The sequence below is a fragment of the Bacteroides sp. 224 genome (assembly GCF_010500995.1).
Lineage (GTDB): Bacteria > Bacteroidota > Bacteroidia > Bacteroidales > Bacteroidaceae > Bacteroides.
Window position 1 is genome coordinate 34,066 of sequence record NZ_QVMK01000007.1, and the last position, 13,471, is coordinate 47,536.

The window sequence follows — 13,471 nt, forward strand, 5'->3', positions numbered from 1 at the left end:
CGTCTTCTTAAAGATAATGAATATAATATGAAACAAACCAATTACCATCTTTTTGACTTCCTTGATTTTGATGTCGAACTAAAAAGAGACGAAGCCCTTTGGAGGGCTTGCCGACCTACGGATATTCAGGAGAAAAACGGAGATATATACATTACAGTGCCTTTTCAGAAACAGGTAAAGGCGAATGATATGCAGGCAGATGAGCAGGTGGCTCACCAAAGTTCCACCTTGATTATCCGTCAATATACGCATAAAATTATGCGCGTATTTGTGGCATTTAATGGAGAAGAACTTTCCGATAACTCGGAGATGTTGCAGTTTGCTCCTACTGTTCAAAAGCTACCTTTAAAGGTAACGGAGAATGACGGCGAATGGCTTGTGACGACTGCCGACGGTACTCATCGCGCCCTTATCAACCTGAAAGAGCCTGTGCTCGATTATTGGAGCGATTTGTTGCCTGCCCCACAGGAAACATTAGATATTACTTTCTGGCCCGATGGCGTGCGCGAGATTAAACTAAGTGCCTACGATCACTTCTCGCCCCCACGCTACGACGCCCTTCCGTTGGCGTATGTGGTAAAAGACGGACAAAAGGAACGGGCTACCATTTCCATTACCGCTGCCCCCGATGAAGTATTTACAGGTACAGGCGAGCGGTTCTATAAGATGGATTTGAGCGGTCAAACCTTCCAATTGAAGAATCAGGACGGGCAAGGGGTGAATAATCGCCGTGCTTACAAAAATATACCTTTCTTCCTGTCCAGCCGCATGTACGGGGTATTCTATCATACCAGTGCATACAGTAAACTATCGCTTGCTGATCATTCTACCCGTTCCGTGCAGTTCCTAAGCGATCAACCTTTATTGGATGTGTTCCTGATGAGTGGTGATACGCCCGAAGAAATTTTACGTGGATACCGCAGTCTGACAGGGTTTCCTTCTATGCCTCCGGTGTGGAGTTTTGGGGTTTGGATGAGTCGCATGACTTACTTTAGTGCCGATGAGGTAACAGAAATCTGTGATCGCTTGCGTGCCGAGAAGTATCCCTGCGATGTGATTCATCTGGATACAGGATGGTTTAAAACCGACTGGCTTTGCGAATGGAAGTTTAACGATGAACGTTTTCCCGATCCGAAAAAGTTTATTCATCGCTTGAAAGATGATGGCTACCGGGTGTCGCTTTGGCAACTTCCTTACGTGGCCGAGGATGCCGAGCAGATTGAAGAAGCGCAGGCTAACAATTATATAGGGAAATTGTCTGGGGAAACTCGCCGCGAGGGCTCTAATTTCTCCGCGTTGGATTACGCAGGAACCATCGACTTTACTTACCCCAAAGCAGTCGATTGGTACAAAGGTTTATTAAAGAACCTGCTCGATATGGGGGTGGTTTGCATTAAGGCCGACTTTGGCGAGAACATCCATATAGATGCCAATTACCATGCAATGTCGCCCGAACTATTAAATAACCTCTACGCTTTATTGTACCAGAAAGCCGCCTACGAAATCACCAAAGAAGTTACAGGCGACGGCATTATCTGGGCACGTGCGGGCTGGGCGGGCTGTCAACGCTATCCGCTTCATTGGGGAGGCGATTCGGCTTCTACCTGGGATGGCATGGCGGGTTCGTTAAAAGGGGGATTACATTTTGGCTTGTCGGGCTTTGCCTTCTGGAGCCATGATGTGCCGGGCTTCCATAGTCTGCCCAACTTTATGAATTCTCCTGTGCCCGATGATGTATATGTACGTTGGACACAATTTGGTGTATTCTCTTCGCATATTCGTTATCACGGAACGTCTAAGCGAGAGCCGTGGCATTATCCGGCGGTGGCACCTATTGTTAAAAAGTGGTGGAATCTGCGCTATGCCCTTATACCTTATATAATAGAACAAAGCAAAAAGGCGACTGAAACAGGACATACCTTGTTGCGAGCACTTATCTTCCATCATGTCGATGATAAACTTTGCTGGCACATCGACGATGAGTATTACTTTGGAGATGACTTCCTTGTTGCTCCCATTATGAACAGCGAAAATCGAAGAGACGTTTATCTGCCCGAAGGCAAATGGGTGAACTTCTTTACCGGTGCCCGTTATGAGGGTGGTCGTTGGTTAAAGAACATAGAAGTACCCTTAGATGAAATGCCTGTGTATGTGCGTGAGGGTGCGGAAATACCTTACTACCCGGAGGTGGTTCAGTGTACGGATGAGATGGACAAAGATAAGTATAGCCTCACCCCAGCCCTCTCCCAAGGAGAGGGAGAAGGGGATAGCTTGTATAATATAATAATGAAGAACTGGAAATAATATATAAAGAGTAAATATGCAACATACTGAAAATAATGCAACTACCCCATCTCCCTCTCCTTTGGAGAGGGTCGGGGAGAGGCTAAAACCAAACTGGCCCGAAAGCCAACAACGCTACCTTGACTGGTGGAACGGTAAAGGCGTTTTAATTAATATGTGGGAACATCTTCAAACAGGTGTTACTCCTCATGCCGATGTACCCGCTCCGGCACCTGCCAAAGACTTAAATCAACGTTGGTTTGATCCTGAATGGCGAGCCGACGAACTTAATTACTACCTATCTCGTAGTTCCTTCTTAGCAGATATACCTCCTGTTGCCAATACCCAACTTGGCCCTGGTTCTTTGGCTGCTATTCTGGGTGGAGTGTTGGAAGGTGGGGAAGATACCATCTGGATTCATCCTGATCCTAATCCGAAAGAAGAAATCATATTCGATCCTGAGAATGCAGCTTGGAAGCTTCATAAAGATTTGCTAAAAGCCTGCAAACAACGTGCAAACGGATACTACTATGTCGGTATGCCCGATTTGATGGAAGGTATGGACATCTTAGCCGCCCTACGCGGCACCGATACCGTACTGATGGATACCGTTATGAACCCCGAACTGCTTGAAAGACAGTTGCAACAGGTAAATGATATCTACTTCCGTGTATTCGATGAACTTTATGAAATCATCCGCGAAGGCGATGAAATGGCTTTCTGCTACTTCTCTATCTGGGGACCCGGCAAAGTGAGCAAACTGCAAAGTGATATCTCTATCATGATAAGTGAAGATGACTTCCGACGTTTCGCTCTTCCTTACTTGCGTCAGCAATGTCAAAGAATAGATTATACCTTATATCATCTGGATGGTGTGGGAGCTATTCGTCATGTCGATGCCCTCTTGGAAATAGAAGAACTCAACGCCATTCAATGGACACCAGGTGTGGGCGAACCCCAGGGAGGAGATCCGAAGTGGTACGATCTTTATCGGAAGATTCTGGCAGGCGGAAAATCAATTATGCCGTGCTGGGTAACGCTGGATGAACTTCGTCCCCTGCTGGATCATGTCGGAGCAGATGGATTGAACATCCTAATGGATTTCAAGAATGAAAATGAGATAGAAAAGGCTGTGCGTATCTTAGAAGAAGCCTCTCCCCAGCCCTCTCCAAAGGAGAGGGAGTTGGGAGATAGTCTGTCTAAAGGTTTTAATATAAATTGAATGAATAATGGATAATACACAAAAAGATGTAATTTCCTCTTCCCTCTCCTTTGGAGAGGGTAAGGGAGAGGCTTTATTTGAAGCTATTCTGGCAGGCAAACTCGAACCTGCTGTGGAAGTAACCCAACAAGCCATTGAAGAAGGAATGGCCCCTCAAACTTTGATCAATGATTATATGATTAAAGCAATGGGGGAAATCGGTCAACGTTTTCAGGATGGGAAGGCATTTGTTCCTCAACTGTTAATGTCGGCCCGTGCCATGAAAGGATCTTTGGAACTTTTGAAGCCTCTGCTTCAGGGAGCTGCTTCTGTGACTATTGGTAAAGTGGTAATAGGAACCGTTAAAGGAGATCTTCATGATATCGGTAAGAATCTGGTAGCCTCTATGTTCGAAGGCTGTGGATTCGAAGTAGTGAACATTGGTATTGATGTACCTGCCGAGAAATTTGTGGAGGCCGTAAAAGAACATAATGCCGATATTCTTTGTATCAGCGCCTTGTTAACTACTACAATGGGCTATATGGAAGTAGTGATTGAAGCTTTAAAAGCGGCGGGCATCCGAGAGCAAGTCAAAGTAATGGTAGGCGGTGCCCCTGTAAACGAAGACTATGCCCGACAAATTGGAGCGGACGGTTACAGTGATAACGCAAACTCTGCGATAGCTAAAGCTAAAGAGCTGTTAGATTTAATTAATGATTGATAATTAATAATTAAGATCAATAGCTCTGTTTGTATGTCACCTTAGATAATTCTTAATTCTAAATTATAAACTCTTAATTCATGGAAACACACTATTTGGAAACACTCGATTGGGGAATCCTGATCACTTATTTTGTTATATTATTCGGAATCGGTATTTGGGCAGGCACTACCCGCAAGAAAGGAAGCAGCCTGTTTCTGGCCGAGAACTCTCTGAAGTGGCCAACCATTGGTTTCTCTATGTGGGGAACAAATGTGGGACCTTCCATGCTTATAGCCTCTGCCAGTGCAGGATTTACCACAGGCATTGTGTCGGGTAACTTTGCCTGGTACGCGTTTGTATTTATCTTTCTGCTTGCATTCGTATTTGCCCCTCGCTATTTAGGTGCTAAGGTTATTACCCTCCCCGAGTTTATGGGTAAACGCTTCGGACAATCTACCCGCAATATGCTGGCATGGTATACCATAGTTACCATTCTGATTTCCTGGTTAGCACTTACTTTATTCGCGGGGGGAATCTTAATCAAACAAATTTTCGATATACCGATGTGGCAATCGGCGGTGATACTGCTGTTAATCTCTGCCTTCTTTACTATTCTTGGGGGATTGAAAGCAGTGGCCTATACCAATGTGTTCCAAATGTTACTATTGATATTTGTATCTCTCACCCTGACTATTGTTGGCTTAAATAAAGTGGGTGGCGTATCTGCTTTGTATGAGGCTGTTCCTCAAGACTATTGGAACCTTTTCCAACCCAATGATAATCCAGATTTTCCCTGGCTACCTATCTTGTTGGGTTATCCGGTGATGGGTGTTTGGTTTTGGTGTACCGATCAGTCGATGGTGCAACCGGTGCTGGCGGCAAAGAATCTGGAGCAAGGACAGTTGGGAGCGAACTTCACAGGATGGCTGAAAATACTGGATGTGCCTTTGTATATCCTTCCCGGTATCATCTGTTTGGCGCTTTATCCTACGCTTCAAAATCCCGATGAGGCTTATATGACGATGGTGACTAATCTCTTCCCTACAGGCATGGTCGGTTTGGTGATGGCGGTACTGACGGCGGCTTTAGTCAGCACCATTGGCTCAGCCTTAAATGCATTGAGCACCGTTTTCACGATGGATATCTATGTGAAGCGCATTAATCCGGACGCTTGTCAAAGTCGTATTATTAAGACAGGACGTATGGTTACGGTGGCAGGGGCAGTGATCTCCATTCTGATAACCATTGCTATTGATAGCATTAAAGGGTTGAACCTGTTTAATGTATTCCAATCTGTATTAGGATTTATTGCCCCACCAATGGCGGCCGTATTCCTTTTAGGTGTGTTCTGGAAAAAGACAACGACACGTGCAGCTAATATGGCACTAACTTTGGGCACAGCATTCAGCCTGATAATAGGTGTGCTTTATCTTTGGGTGATACCTGCTGCTAAAGGATTTGATTTCTGGCCTCACTTTATGATGCTTTCGTTTCTTATTTTTGTGGTGATTGTGGCGGCGATGATCATTGTTAGTACTTTGGATAGAAAGGCTGAAAGCCAGGATACACTGGATTTCGGAGTGATAGTAAAACCAACAAAGCGAGTGGTAGTGTTGTGGGCGGCTCTAATTGTAGTAATGTTAGGGTTATATTTGTTCTTTAATGGGTTTTGATAACTTTGCATAAAGTACTTTACTTGGGAAAACGTTTAGCAGATAAAGGAAAACGTTTTCCCGGGTAAGTCAACTATACTTAATATTGGGTAGTTTTAATCTAAATTACTGTTTATTCCTTTCCATTCGCTGATTGGTGGGATAACCCCCGAACCGATTAACTCATCTCTTAATGCACAAAGATGCTTGTAGCTCTGATTCAGGGCATCTTGTTCCTCTTTTCTTCCATTGGGCTTTTTGTAATGTACGCCGGATTCATCTAAACTTGTTTCCATAGCCATCATAATATGGTTGAAATCACCACCGGATACATATACGCCTACAGGCCACTCGAAGGATGGTCCACCCATAATTGCTCCTATCATCTCCAATGAAAGGAACGAAGGACTTTGAAACGAAGAGCGTCCTCTCAATTCTATAATTTTCTTCCCTCCCTGTATTACTCTCTCTTTGATGTTTTGCCATTCTTCGTTGGTAAGAGAGGGGGTTCCAATTAAGTCGCTCAATGGCTTTCCGTTTACACTTGCTGTAGAAGAAAACACGGCCATCTGTTCTCCATGTCCTCCATAAGTTCTGCACCGAGTTATTTTGTCAGGGTGAATATGAAAGTGTTTAGCCAGTTCGTTTCGCAACCGTGTACTATCTAAGGCTGCCAATGTAGATACTTGTGATGGCTTTAAGCCCGAATATAATAGAACTAACAGTCCGGTTATATCTGCCGGATTAAATATTACCACTACATGTTTCACGTCCGGGCAATATTGCTTAATGTCTTTACCGAATTGTATGGCTATCTCTGCGTTTCCTTTCAATAGGTCTTCGCGCGTCATGCCTTCTTTGCGGGCAGCACCTCCTGAGGTGATAACATATTTGCTATCTTTCAAGGCTTCTTTTATATCACTCGTATAGGTAATAGTAACTCCTTTAAATCCGCATTGTAGCAGTTCTTCGGCAACACCTTCCAACCCTTTGGCATAAGGGTCATATAAACAGATGTTGGAAGACAATTTCATAAGAATGGCAGATTGAGCCATATTGGATCCTATCATACCGGCGGCGCCGACTATCGTTAACTTTTCAGTTGTAAGAGTTTTCATATTTCGTTTTTTAATGTTGTATTCAATGAGAATCAACCTGTTAATAGTAATAATAGAACAAGGTGGAGCTTGATTTGTTTATGGAATCTCAAAAATCACTACCTTTGCTTCATGAAAACCCTCCTAACTACTCTTAATGCCAAATACATTCATACTTCTTTGGCTCTTCGTTGGTTGTATGTAGCAAACCAGTCGCGTCATGATATTTGTTTTAAAGAATATTCTCTTAAAGAAAATACAACGACCATTCTTGAAGAATTACTTGCCACCCAATGCGATATAATAGGATTAAGCGTTTACATTTGGAATGTAACCCGCATAGGAGAGATTATTCATTTATTCAAACAACGAAATCCCCAACTGATTATTATTGTCGGCGGACCTGAGGTAACGTACGAACCCGCGTATTTTCTGAATACCTGGCCTGTTGACTATGTTATAAGCGGAGAAGGAGAATTCGTACTTGGCGAACTGCTTGAAGCAATCGAACAGGGGAAAGAAGTACAGATAGATGGAGTGTCCTCGCGTAACTACATAAGTCCGGTAGTAGCCAAAGCAGATCTGGAGAAACTGGCCGAACTCCCTTCGCCCTATATGCTGGAAGAAGATAAAGAAAGTATTTCTCATCGATTGGTGTACTTTGAAACTTCGCGTGGTTGTCCGTATCAATGTCAGTATTGCCTTTCATCCCGTGAGAAAGGAGTGCGCTATTTCCCTAAAGACTATCTGTTTAAAAACCTTGCTTATCTGATTGAAGCAGGAGCCAAGCAGATTAAATTCCTCGATCGAACCTTTAACCTCGATAAACAACATACCCGCGAAGTCTTTGATTTCCTTATACAGAATTACCGGGAAGGATTAAGCTGCCAGTTCGAAGTTTATGCAGATTTGCTAACCGATGAAGTGATCGACTACCTGAATACAAACTTGCCGGATAACTACTTCCGCTTTGAAATAGGTATTCAATCTACCTACGAACCTACAAACGTAGCAGTGAAACGGAAGCAGAATTTTCCTTTATTGGCCGGCAACATAAAGAAGCTGATGGAGGGAGGAAAGATAACATTGCACCTCGATCTTATTGCAGGGCTGCCTTATGAAACATACGATCGCTTTGTGCGCTCCTTCAATGATGTTTTTGTATTGGGAGGAAAAGAAGTACAACTCGGTTTTCTGAAAATGCTCAGGGGAACTAACCTTCGCAAGGATGCTGCCCAATATGGGTACCGCTATAACGACGCCGCTCCTTATGAAATTCTGGACAATGCCGATATTTCTGCCGAGGAGCTGCACCGTATTCACGAAGCCGAACATGCCTTGGAGCGGTTTTGGAACAGTGGACGTTTCCCGAACACAATGCATAAAATCTTCCAAACATATTATAAAGGGCGCTACTTTGAGTTCTTTGATGAAGTGGCGAAACACTTTGCAATGCAACAATTCCCTCACAGGGGTTATCAGTTGGAAGATTTGTTTGCCACTCTGCACCAATTCCTATTATCCCGACAGATAAACTTGTTTGAAGAACTTCGAACGGATTATTATGGTAACTTCAGTATGCGACCTCCCGGATTCTGGGAAGACTCTTTGGATAAAACAACAAAGAAACGAGTATTACACCTAATTAGTGAAGATAAAGAGTTTCTGCGTGCCAATGGGCTAACACATCAGATGATTAGAAAGCAAACAGCTATTAATCTTTTGGAAGATAATAGCTATCTGCTGACAGTTTTTGTCAAAGATATAAAAGAAGTAAGGCGTATAGAAGTAATATATCAGTTCTAATTTCGTAAACCGCTATAACTCTTTAAGATAACACGGGTAGAACCTAATTTCAGCTTAGAGTCAATCCGGATAGGAATCCTATTGGAATCATTGGTGATGAAAATCTTCATAGCTTCGTTTTTGTTCTGGAAGGTTGGATCGTTCAACATCATCACCAGTTTGATGCAATTGTATTCCTTGTTGTTATTGGCCGTGATTTTCTCCATCCCGTGATGTTCTATATCCAAACTTCCTTTCTTACTGCCTGCAAAGAAGGGGATGCTTACTTTATCTCCCTTTTTCAGGTTGTTGTAGTTCAGTGTTCGAACATAGTATATGATGCTTAGTACATCGTACATGCAATCTTTGGCTACATAAGTGGTGTCATACCGCAGTTTGCCATTTCGACGATTGATGTTTCTTACCTTGGCTTCGTTTAGTGAATAAGTATAAGTAGCCCGCTCAATGGTGTGGTCTTTTCCTTCGTGGGCATCTTTGGTGTAGGCTAAAGGAACCAATGCTTTGGTGGTGTAGGCATGAATGGTATCGGATACCGACATTACCTTTTGTGCAAGCCCCGAAGAATTGGCAATTAATGTTGCTTTGTAGGCTCCTTCTCCTTTGTATGTGGTGTTGGCCATGCTGATAGAAGAACTTCCTACCTTTGTATAGAGAAGGCCATATTTAAAATACATATCATAATTCAGCACCTCTCCTGCCTGAAAACTGTTAAAGCTAACTTCGCGTTGGGCATGCAGACCAATAAAGGGAAGTATGAACAGGCAGGTAAGGTTTAGAATTTTGCAGAGTTGATTCATTGGCATTAAAGTCTGAATCCTACATGCATGTCAAAGCCGTATCGGTGAGGGGAAGCTGTTTTTTTATTAATTCCTACTAAGCTTTCTCCTTCAGATTTAGGCAATTTTTTGATGTTAGCTAATCCATATTCTGCTCCAAATCCAACAAAGAAATGCTTTCCGACATTCAGCTCGGCAGCAAGTGCCAATCCGTAATCGAATTTCTTCAAACCTTCTTTTCCAAAGGTTTTGTACTTGTGTTCAACTGGTTGTTTGTTCCAATACCGGTTAAATTCTCCTGTGGCTGATGGGTCAAGAGATGAAGCTGTTGCTTTTATATACGTTTTAGTATCTCCGGCTATACCATAAGCAACATAAGGACCAGCTCCAAAACTGGCACTCAATAAGTAATTGATTTCGAGCGTGTAAGTTGCTAATACCGGAACTTGAATGTATAAAGCTTCCATTTCATTGTCAATTGCAATACTGCCTGTTGAATATTCACTTACTTCTGAAATGTCAGGATATTCTTTAGTGCCTTTTTTCTTGACGTCTTTTTGTACAGCTAAGAACGAAGAGCGGATGCTCCAATATTCGTTGATAAGAAAGTCAACCCCTACACCTAATCTAAATCCGGGCTTCATATCAAAGTCGTTACTCTTAGTGATACCATTGTATGCCATTCCGGCTTTTATATCAACATTAACTACTTGTTGAGCGTATGTTGTTATACTGGCAAAAGTTAAAAAAAAGAATGCTAAAATTTTTGCTTTCATAATGTGTTTTTGCTTTAGTGTTTCTTTGGGAACAAAATTACAAATAATATTGAATAGAGAAAGGGACTTTTGTTATTTATTTCCTCCTATAGCACCTTTCGAACCCACATATACCACAACTATATGGCATTTTCTTTACTTTACGGCCTATTCCAATCACTCCGCTTACCGACTTTATCGGCATCATTAAACTCGATTCTGTTAGTTCAATGCCGCAAGGGCGATCTACCGGAAACAGCGAAAATAGTTTTTTTTGCTCTGATACATGCCACTCGCAATACCCGGGGCTAAAGCGATTGGTGTGCAACCAGCCTTGAGAAGAAATTTCTTCTTGCAGTACCTTTTCCATATAATCGGCTGTTTTCTCGGCTAAGCAACTGCCCAAAGAATCTGCAATGTATTGCATCACGATGTCGTCTGTATCTTTTAAACAATCCATCCAGGCTTCGAACTCCTTTCCTGCGGTGGCGGCAAAGAAAACGAACTGCTCTGATCCTCGTAATTGGCGACTGATAATTTTTCCGATATCCAAAGTTACAGCCCCAACAGAAAGGGTGGTTGCTGTTAGTTCTCCTTTTGCAATGAAATAGCAACAGCGTGGAATGACAAAAGCCGCCAAGTGGTTTATAGCAGCTTTAACCATTTCTGTGATTTCCTTTTCGGGAGTAACAGAACCGTATCCCATGACTTCGTAAACTTCCTCGGGTGTTAGATGGAGTTCATGGAAAGCAACATTATATGCTCGAATCATTATATTCCTTTAAAGCCTGAAAGAAAGCATCGATGTTTTCGGGCGATACATGCGGAGGCGTGTCGCACCCACTCGACAATACAAAGTTTGGATAGTTTTCCATATCCTTTAATAGCTGTAGGGTATCTCGCTTAATGCTTTCGGGGGTACCTTGTTTAAACACACCCACCGGGTCGAGGTTACCCATTCCCCAAGCATCGGCTGGGATGTTGGTTATGGCTTGTGTCATGTCGATTTTGTTGCCGAAGTGGTATCCCATGGCTCCGGCGAAGACCATAGCAGGGGTGCAGTGTCCTGTATTTCCGCAGTTGTGAAGGATTACGGCAAAGTAATCATCCTGAACGGCTTCCACAATCTCTTTAATATAGATCGAAGAGTATTGTTGGCAGTCTTCGTTCGATAGCAGTCCTGCGGCGGGTTCGGCAATGACTACTCCGTTGACACCTGTTGCTTTCAGGGCTTTGCAATACTCCAATAGGAAGTCGGTGCATTTGCGAAGTAATAAGTTGGCTGCATTTGGATCAATATAAATAAGCATCATGATTTCCGACATGTCGTATAAGCGCCCTGCAAGGGAGTAGGGACCGATACAACCGGCTAAAACAGGCTTGTCGGTGATGGCTTCGGCGGCCAGTTGGTTGGCTTTGAGGTATTCGCCTACGCGTCCTTTATCTAAGTTGGGTACTTGCAGAGCTTCGATGGCGGCTTCATTATTTAAAAGACGTCCTGTAACGCTGGGTACTTCATGATCGGAGAATACAATTTCTGCACCAAAGGCTTCTGCCTCTACGGTTAAGTCCATAATCACTGTGGCAGCGGCAGCGGGGTATCGTTTATCTAATGTTTCGATGGCTTTGGCATGTATAGTGCCGTTGGTAACAGCTTGGTATACAGTGTTACCATTCATCTCAATGCCCGGGTGGGTCATGATGGGGATGGCGATTCTCTTTCTGTCGGCAATGGTTTGCGCGATAAAGGAACGCATGTTTATGAGCTCTTTCATATTCTTCTTATTGGCTATACATTATATGTAATAAGGACGGATAAAAAGAGATATGTACTCATTATATCGTTTCAAACCGTCAAACAAGTTAATTGCCAGTAGCAAACTACGAGTTTGCCGGTAGCAAATTATCTGTTTGCCGGTTTGAAACAAAAAGAGAGAAAGTTTCTCTGTGAGATTCTTTTTCTATAAAGAGTGAATCTTGGGCAGTAATCTTACTTCAATTCCCAAGCCAATGCGCTGGCACCAAGTACAGCTGCATCGGAATCTTTTAATTCAGAAACAAGCAATTTAGCTTTTCCTTTAAATATCTTGAGGATGTTTTCGTCGATAGCTTCCTGAATTGGTTTCATGATATAATCGCCGGATTTAGCCAGTCCTCCGAAAAGAATAATAGCTTCCGGGCAAGAGAAGGCGATGAAATCGGCAATAGCCTCGCCTAATATCTTTCCGGTAAATTTAAAGATATCTTGTGCCAAAACATCTCCTTTCACGGCTGCATCATATACATCTTTAGAAGTGATTTGATCGATAGGGATTTCTCTTAATAAAGAAGGTTCGGGGTGAGACTCCAAAACTTCGCGGGCAGTACGCGCTACTCCTGTAGCAGAACAGTAGGTTTCCAAACAGCCTTTACGACCGCAACCGCAGCTACGTCCGTTTTCGCGACGAATAATGGTGTGTCCTAATTCTCCGGCAAAACCATCATGACCATATACAATTTGACCATTGATAACAATACCACTACCAACGCCTGTACCCAAAGTAATCATGATAAAATCTTTCATACCACGTGCAGCACCGTAAGTCATTTCTCCCACAGCGGCAGCATTGGCATCATTGGTAAGTGCGGTTGGCACTCCTAATTTTTCTTCGAAAAGAGCAGCCAATGGAATAACACCTTTCCAGGGTAAGTTGGGGGCAAATTCAATGGTTCCGTTGTAGTAGTTTCCATTAGGAGCACCTACACCGATGCCCTTGATTTTCTCTATGCCGCCTTGTGCAATAATCAATGGCAGAAGACTTTTGCATACATCATCTACGTAATCTTCTACTTTATCATAAGCCTGAGTTTTAACAGCTCCGCTTGAAATGATAGCTCCACGAGCATCTACAATTCCAAAAACGGTGTTAGTTCCACCTATGTCGATACCTACCACGTAAGGTTTTTCCATGTGTGAGTTCATGTTAATAATTTGTTTTAAAAGGTTAGTTAATTAATTGTTCACCTCACAAATTACGTAAAGATGCATGAGTCTGCAAAATCTTTTTTCAAAAAACTTCACGCTCTTTGCAACTTTTCGTGTAAATAGTGCGTGTCTGGACGTGGAATGAATTAAAAAAAATCTTCTTTTCCGAAACCTTTTTCCTTAATAGCTGTTATTTAAGTTGTAATAGCAAGAAAAAAAGACTTGAATAACAA

At 42.8% G+C, this 13,471-nt stretch carries 9 protein-coding genes and 2 pseudogenes; 5 read left to right on the forward strand and 6 right to left on the reverse strand.

The annotated features are described in order from the left end of the window. Positions 1-27 precede the first annotated feature (27 nt). The 4 genes and pseudogenes from D0T60_RS05625 (at position 28) to D0T60_RS05640 (ending at position 5,860) form a co-directional block, all read left to right on the forward strand. On the forward strand, positions 28-2,304 hold the full coding sequence (locus D0T60_RS05625) for an alpha-xylosidase (protein WP_163217178.1): 2,277 nt from the start codon (positions 28-30) through the stop codon (positions 2,302-2,304). A gap of 154 nt (positions 2,305-2,458) precedes the next feature. Beyond that, positions 2,459-3,434: pseudogene (locus D0T60_RS19025) on the forward strand (cobalamin-binding protein); the annotation flags it as partial. 144 nt (positions 3,435-3,578) lie between these two features. After that, positions 3,579-4,205, forward strand: a pseudogene (locus tag D0T60_RS19030) (corrinoid protein); the annotation flags it as partial. A gap of 80 nt (positions 4,206-4,285) precedes the next feature. Beyond that, positions 4,286-5,860, forward strand: coding sequence for a sodium:solute symporter (locus tag D0T60_RS05640; RefSeq protein WP_163217180.1), 1,575 nt, complete (start codon positions 4,286-4,288; stop codon positions 5,858-5,860). 95 nt (positions 5,861-5,955) lie between these two features. On the opposite strand, the gene D0T60_RS05645 is transcribed toward D0T60_RS05640, so the two are convergent. Further along, a complete protein-coding gene (locus tag D0T60_RS05645; RefSeq protein WP_163217181.1) occupies positions 5,956-6,957 on the reverse strand; it encodes a malate dehydrogenase in 1,002 nt (333 codons plus the stop codon). 111 nt (positions 6,958-7,068) lie between these two features. Here D0T60_RS05645 and D0T60_RS05650 point away from each other — a divergent pair, with 111 nt between their 5' ends. Then, the gene (locus tag D0T60_RS05650; protein WP_163217182.1) at positions 7,069-8,742 is read left to right on the forward strand and encodes a B12-binding domain-containing radical SAM protein; all 1,674 of its coding nucleotides are present in this window, start codon (positions 7,069-7,071) and stop codon (positions 8,740-8,742) included. Here the strand turns inward: D0T60_RS05650 and D0T60_RS05655 are convergent. The 5 genes from D0T60_RS05655 to D0T60_RS05675 all read right to left on the reverse strand — a co-directional run bounded on the left by D0T60_RS05655 (position 8,739) and on the right by D0T60_RS05675 (position 13,235). Then, positions 8,739-9,539 carry a DUF3108 domain-containing protein gene (locus D0T60_RS05655; protein ID WP_163217183.1) on the reverse strand — a complete coding sequence of 267 codons (801 nt, stop codon included), beginning with the start codon at positions 9,537-9,539 and terminating at the stop codon, positions 8,739-8,741. The two genes, D0T60_RS05650 and D0T60_RS05655, sit on opposite strands and share 4 nt — an antisense overlap. Before the next feature lie 5 nt (positions 9,540-9,544). Then, on the reverse strand, positions 9,545-10,294 hold the full coding sequence (locus tag D0T60_RS05660; RefSeq protein ID WP_163217184.1) for a porin family protein: 750 nt from the start codon (positions 10,292-10,294) through the stop codon (positions 9,545-9,547). Between the two features lie 76 nt (positions 10,295-10,370). After that, complete coding sequence (locus D0T60_RS05665; protein ID WP_163217185.1) at positions 10,371-11,045, reverse strand: vitamin B12 dependent-methionine synthase activation domain-containing protein; 675 nt, start codon at positions 11,043-11,045, stop codon at positions 10,371-10,373. Further along, the gene (locus D0T60_RS05670; protein ID WP_163217186.1) at positions 11,029-12,048 is read right to left on the reverse strand and encodes a uroporphyrinogen decarboxylase family protein; all 1,020 of its coding nucleotides are present in this window, start codon (positions 12,046-12,048) and stop codon (positions 11,029-11,031) included. The genes D0T60_RS05665 and D0T60_RS05670 overlap by 17 nt, the downstream gene beginning before the upstream one ends. 215 nt (positions 12,049-12,263) lie before the next feature. Further along, positions 12,264-13,235, reverse strand: a complete 972-nt coding sequence (locus D0T60_RS05675) for an ROK family protein (RefSeq protein ID WP_163217187.1) — start codon at positions 13,233-13,235, stop codon at positions 12,264-12,266. Positions 13,236-13,471 lie beyond the last annotated feature (236 nt).

Excerpts from the sequence above, each read along its gene's own strand:
- D0T60_RS05625 (WP_163217178.1), top strand. The coding sequence starts at position 28 with ATGAAACAAACCAATTACCATCTTTTTGACTTCCTTGATTTTGATGTC.
- D0T60_RS05640 (WP_163217180.1), top strand. The coding sequence starts at position 4,286 with ATGGAAACACACTATTTGGAAACACTCGATTGGGGAATCCTGATCACT.
- D0T60_RS05645 (WP_163217181.1), bottom strand. The coding sequence starts at position 6,957 with ATGAAAACTCTTACAACTGAAAAGTTAACGATAGTCGGCGCCGCCGGT.
- D0T60_RS05650 (WP_163217182.1), top strand. The coding sequence starts at position 7,069 with ATGAAAACCCTCCTAACTACTCTTAATGCCAAATACATTCATACTTCT.
- D0T60_RS05655 (WP_163217183.1), bottom strand. The coding sequence starts at position 9,539 with ATGAATCAACTCTGCAAAATTCTAAACCTTACCTGCCTGTTCATACTT.
- D0T60_RS05660 (WP_163217184.1), bottom strand. The coding sequence starts at position 10,294 with ATGAAAGCAAAAATTTTAGCATTCTTTTTTTTAACTTTTGCCAGTATA.
- D0T60_RS05665 (WP_163217185.1), bottom strand. The coding sequence starts at position 11,045 with ATGATTCGAGCATATAATGTTGCTTTCCATGAACTCCATCTAACACCC.
- D0T60_RS05670 (WP_163217186.1), bottom strand. The coding sequence starts at position 12,048 with ATGAAAGAGCTCATAAACATGCGTTCCTTTATCGCGCAAACCATTGCC.
- D0T60_RS05675 (WP_163217187.1), bottom strand. The coding sequence starts at position 13,235 with ATGAACTCACACATGGAAAAACCTTACGTGGTAGGTATCGACATAGGT.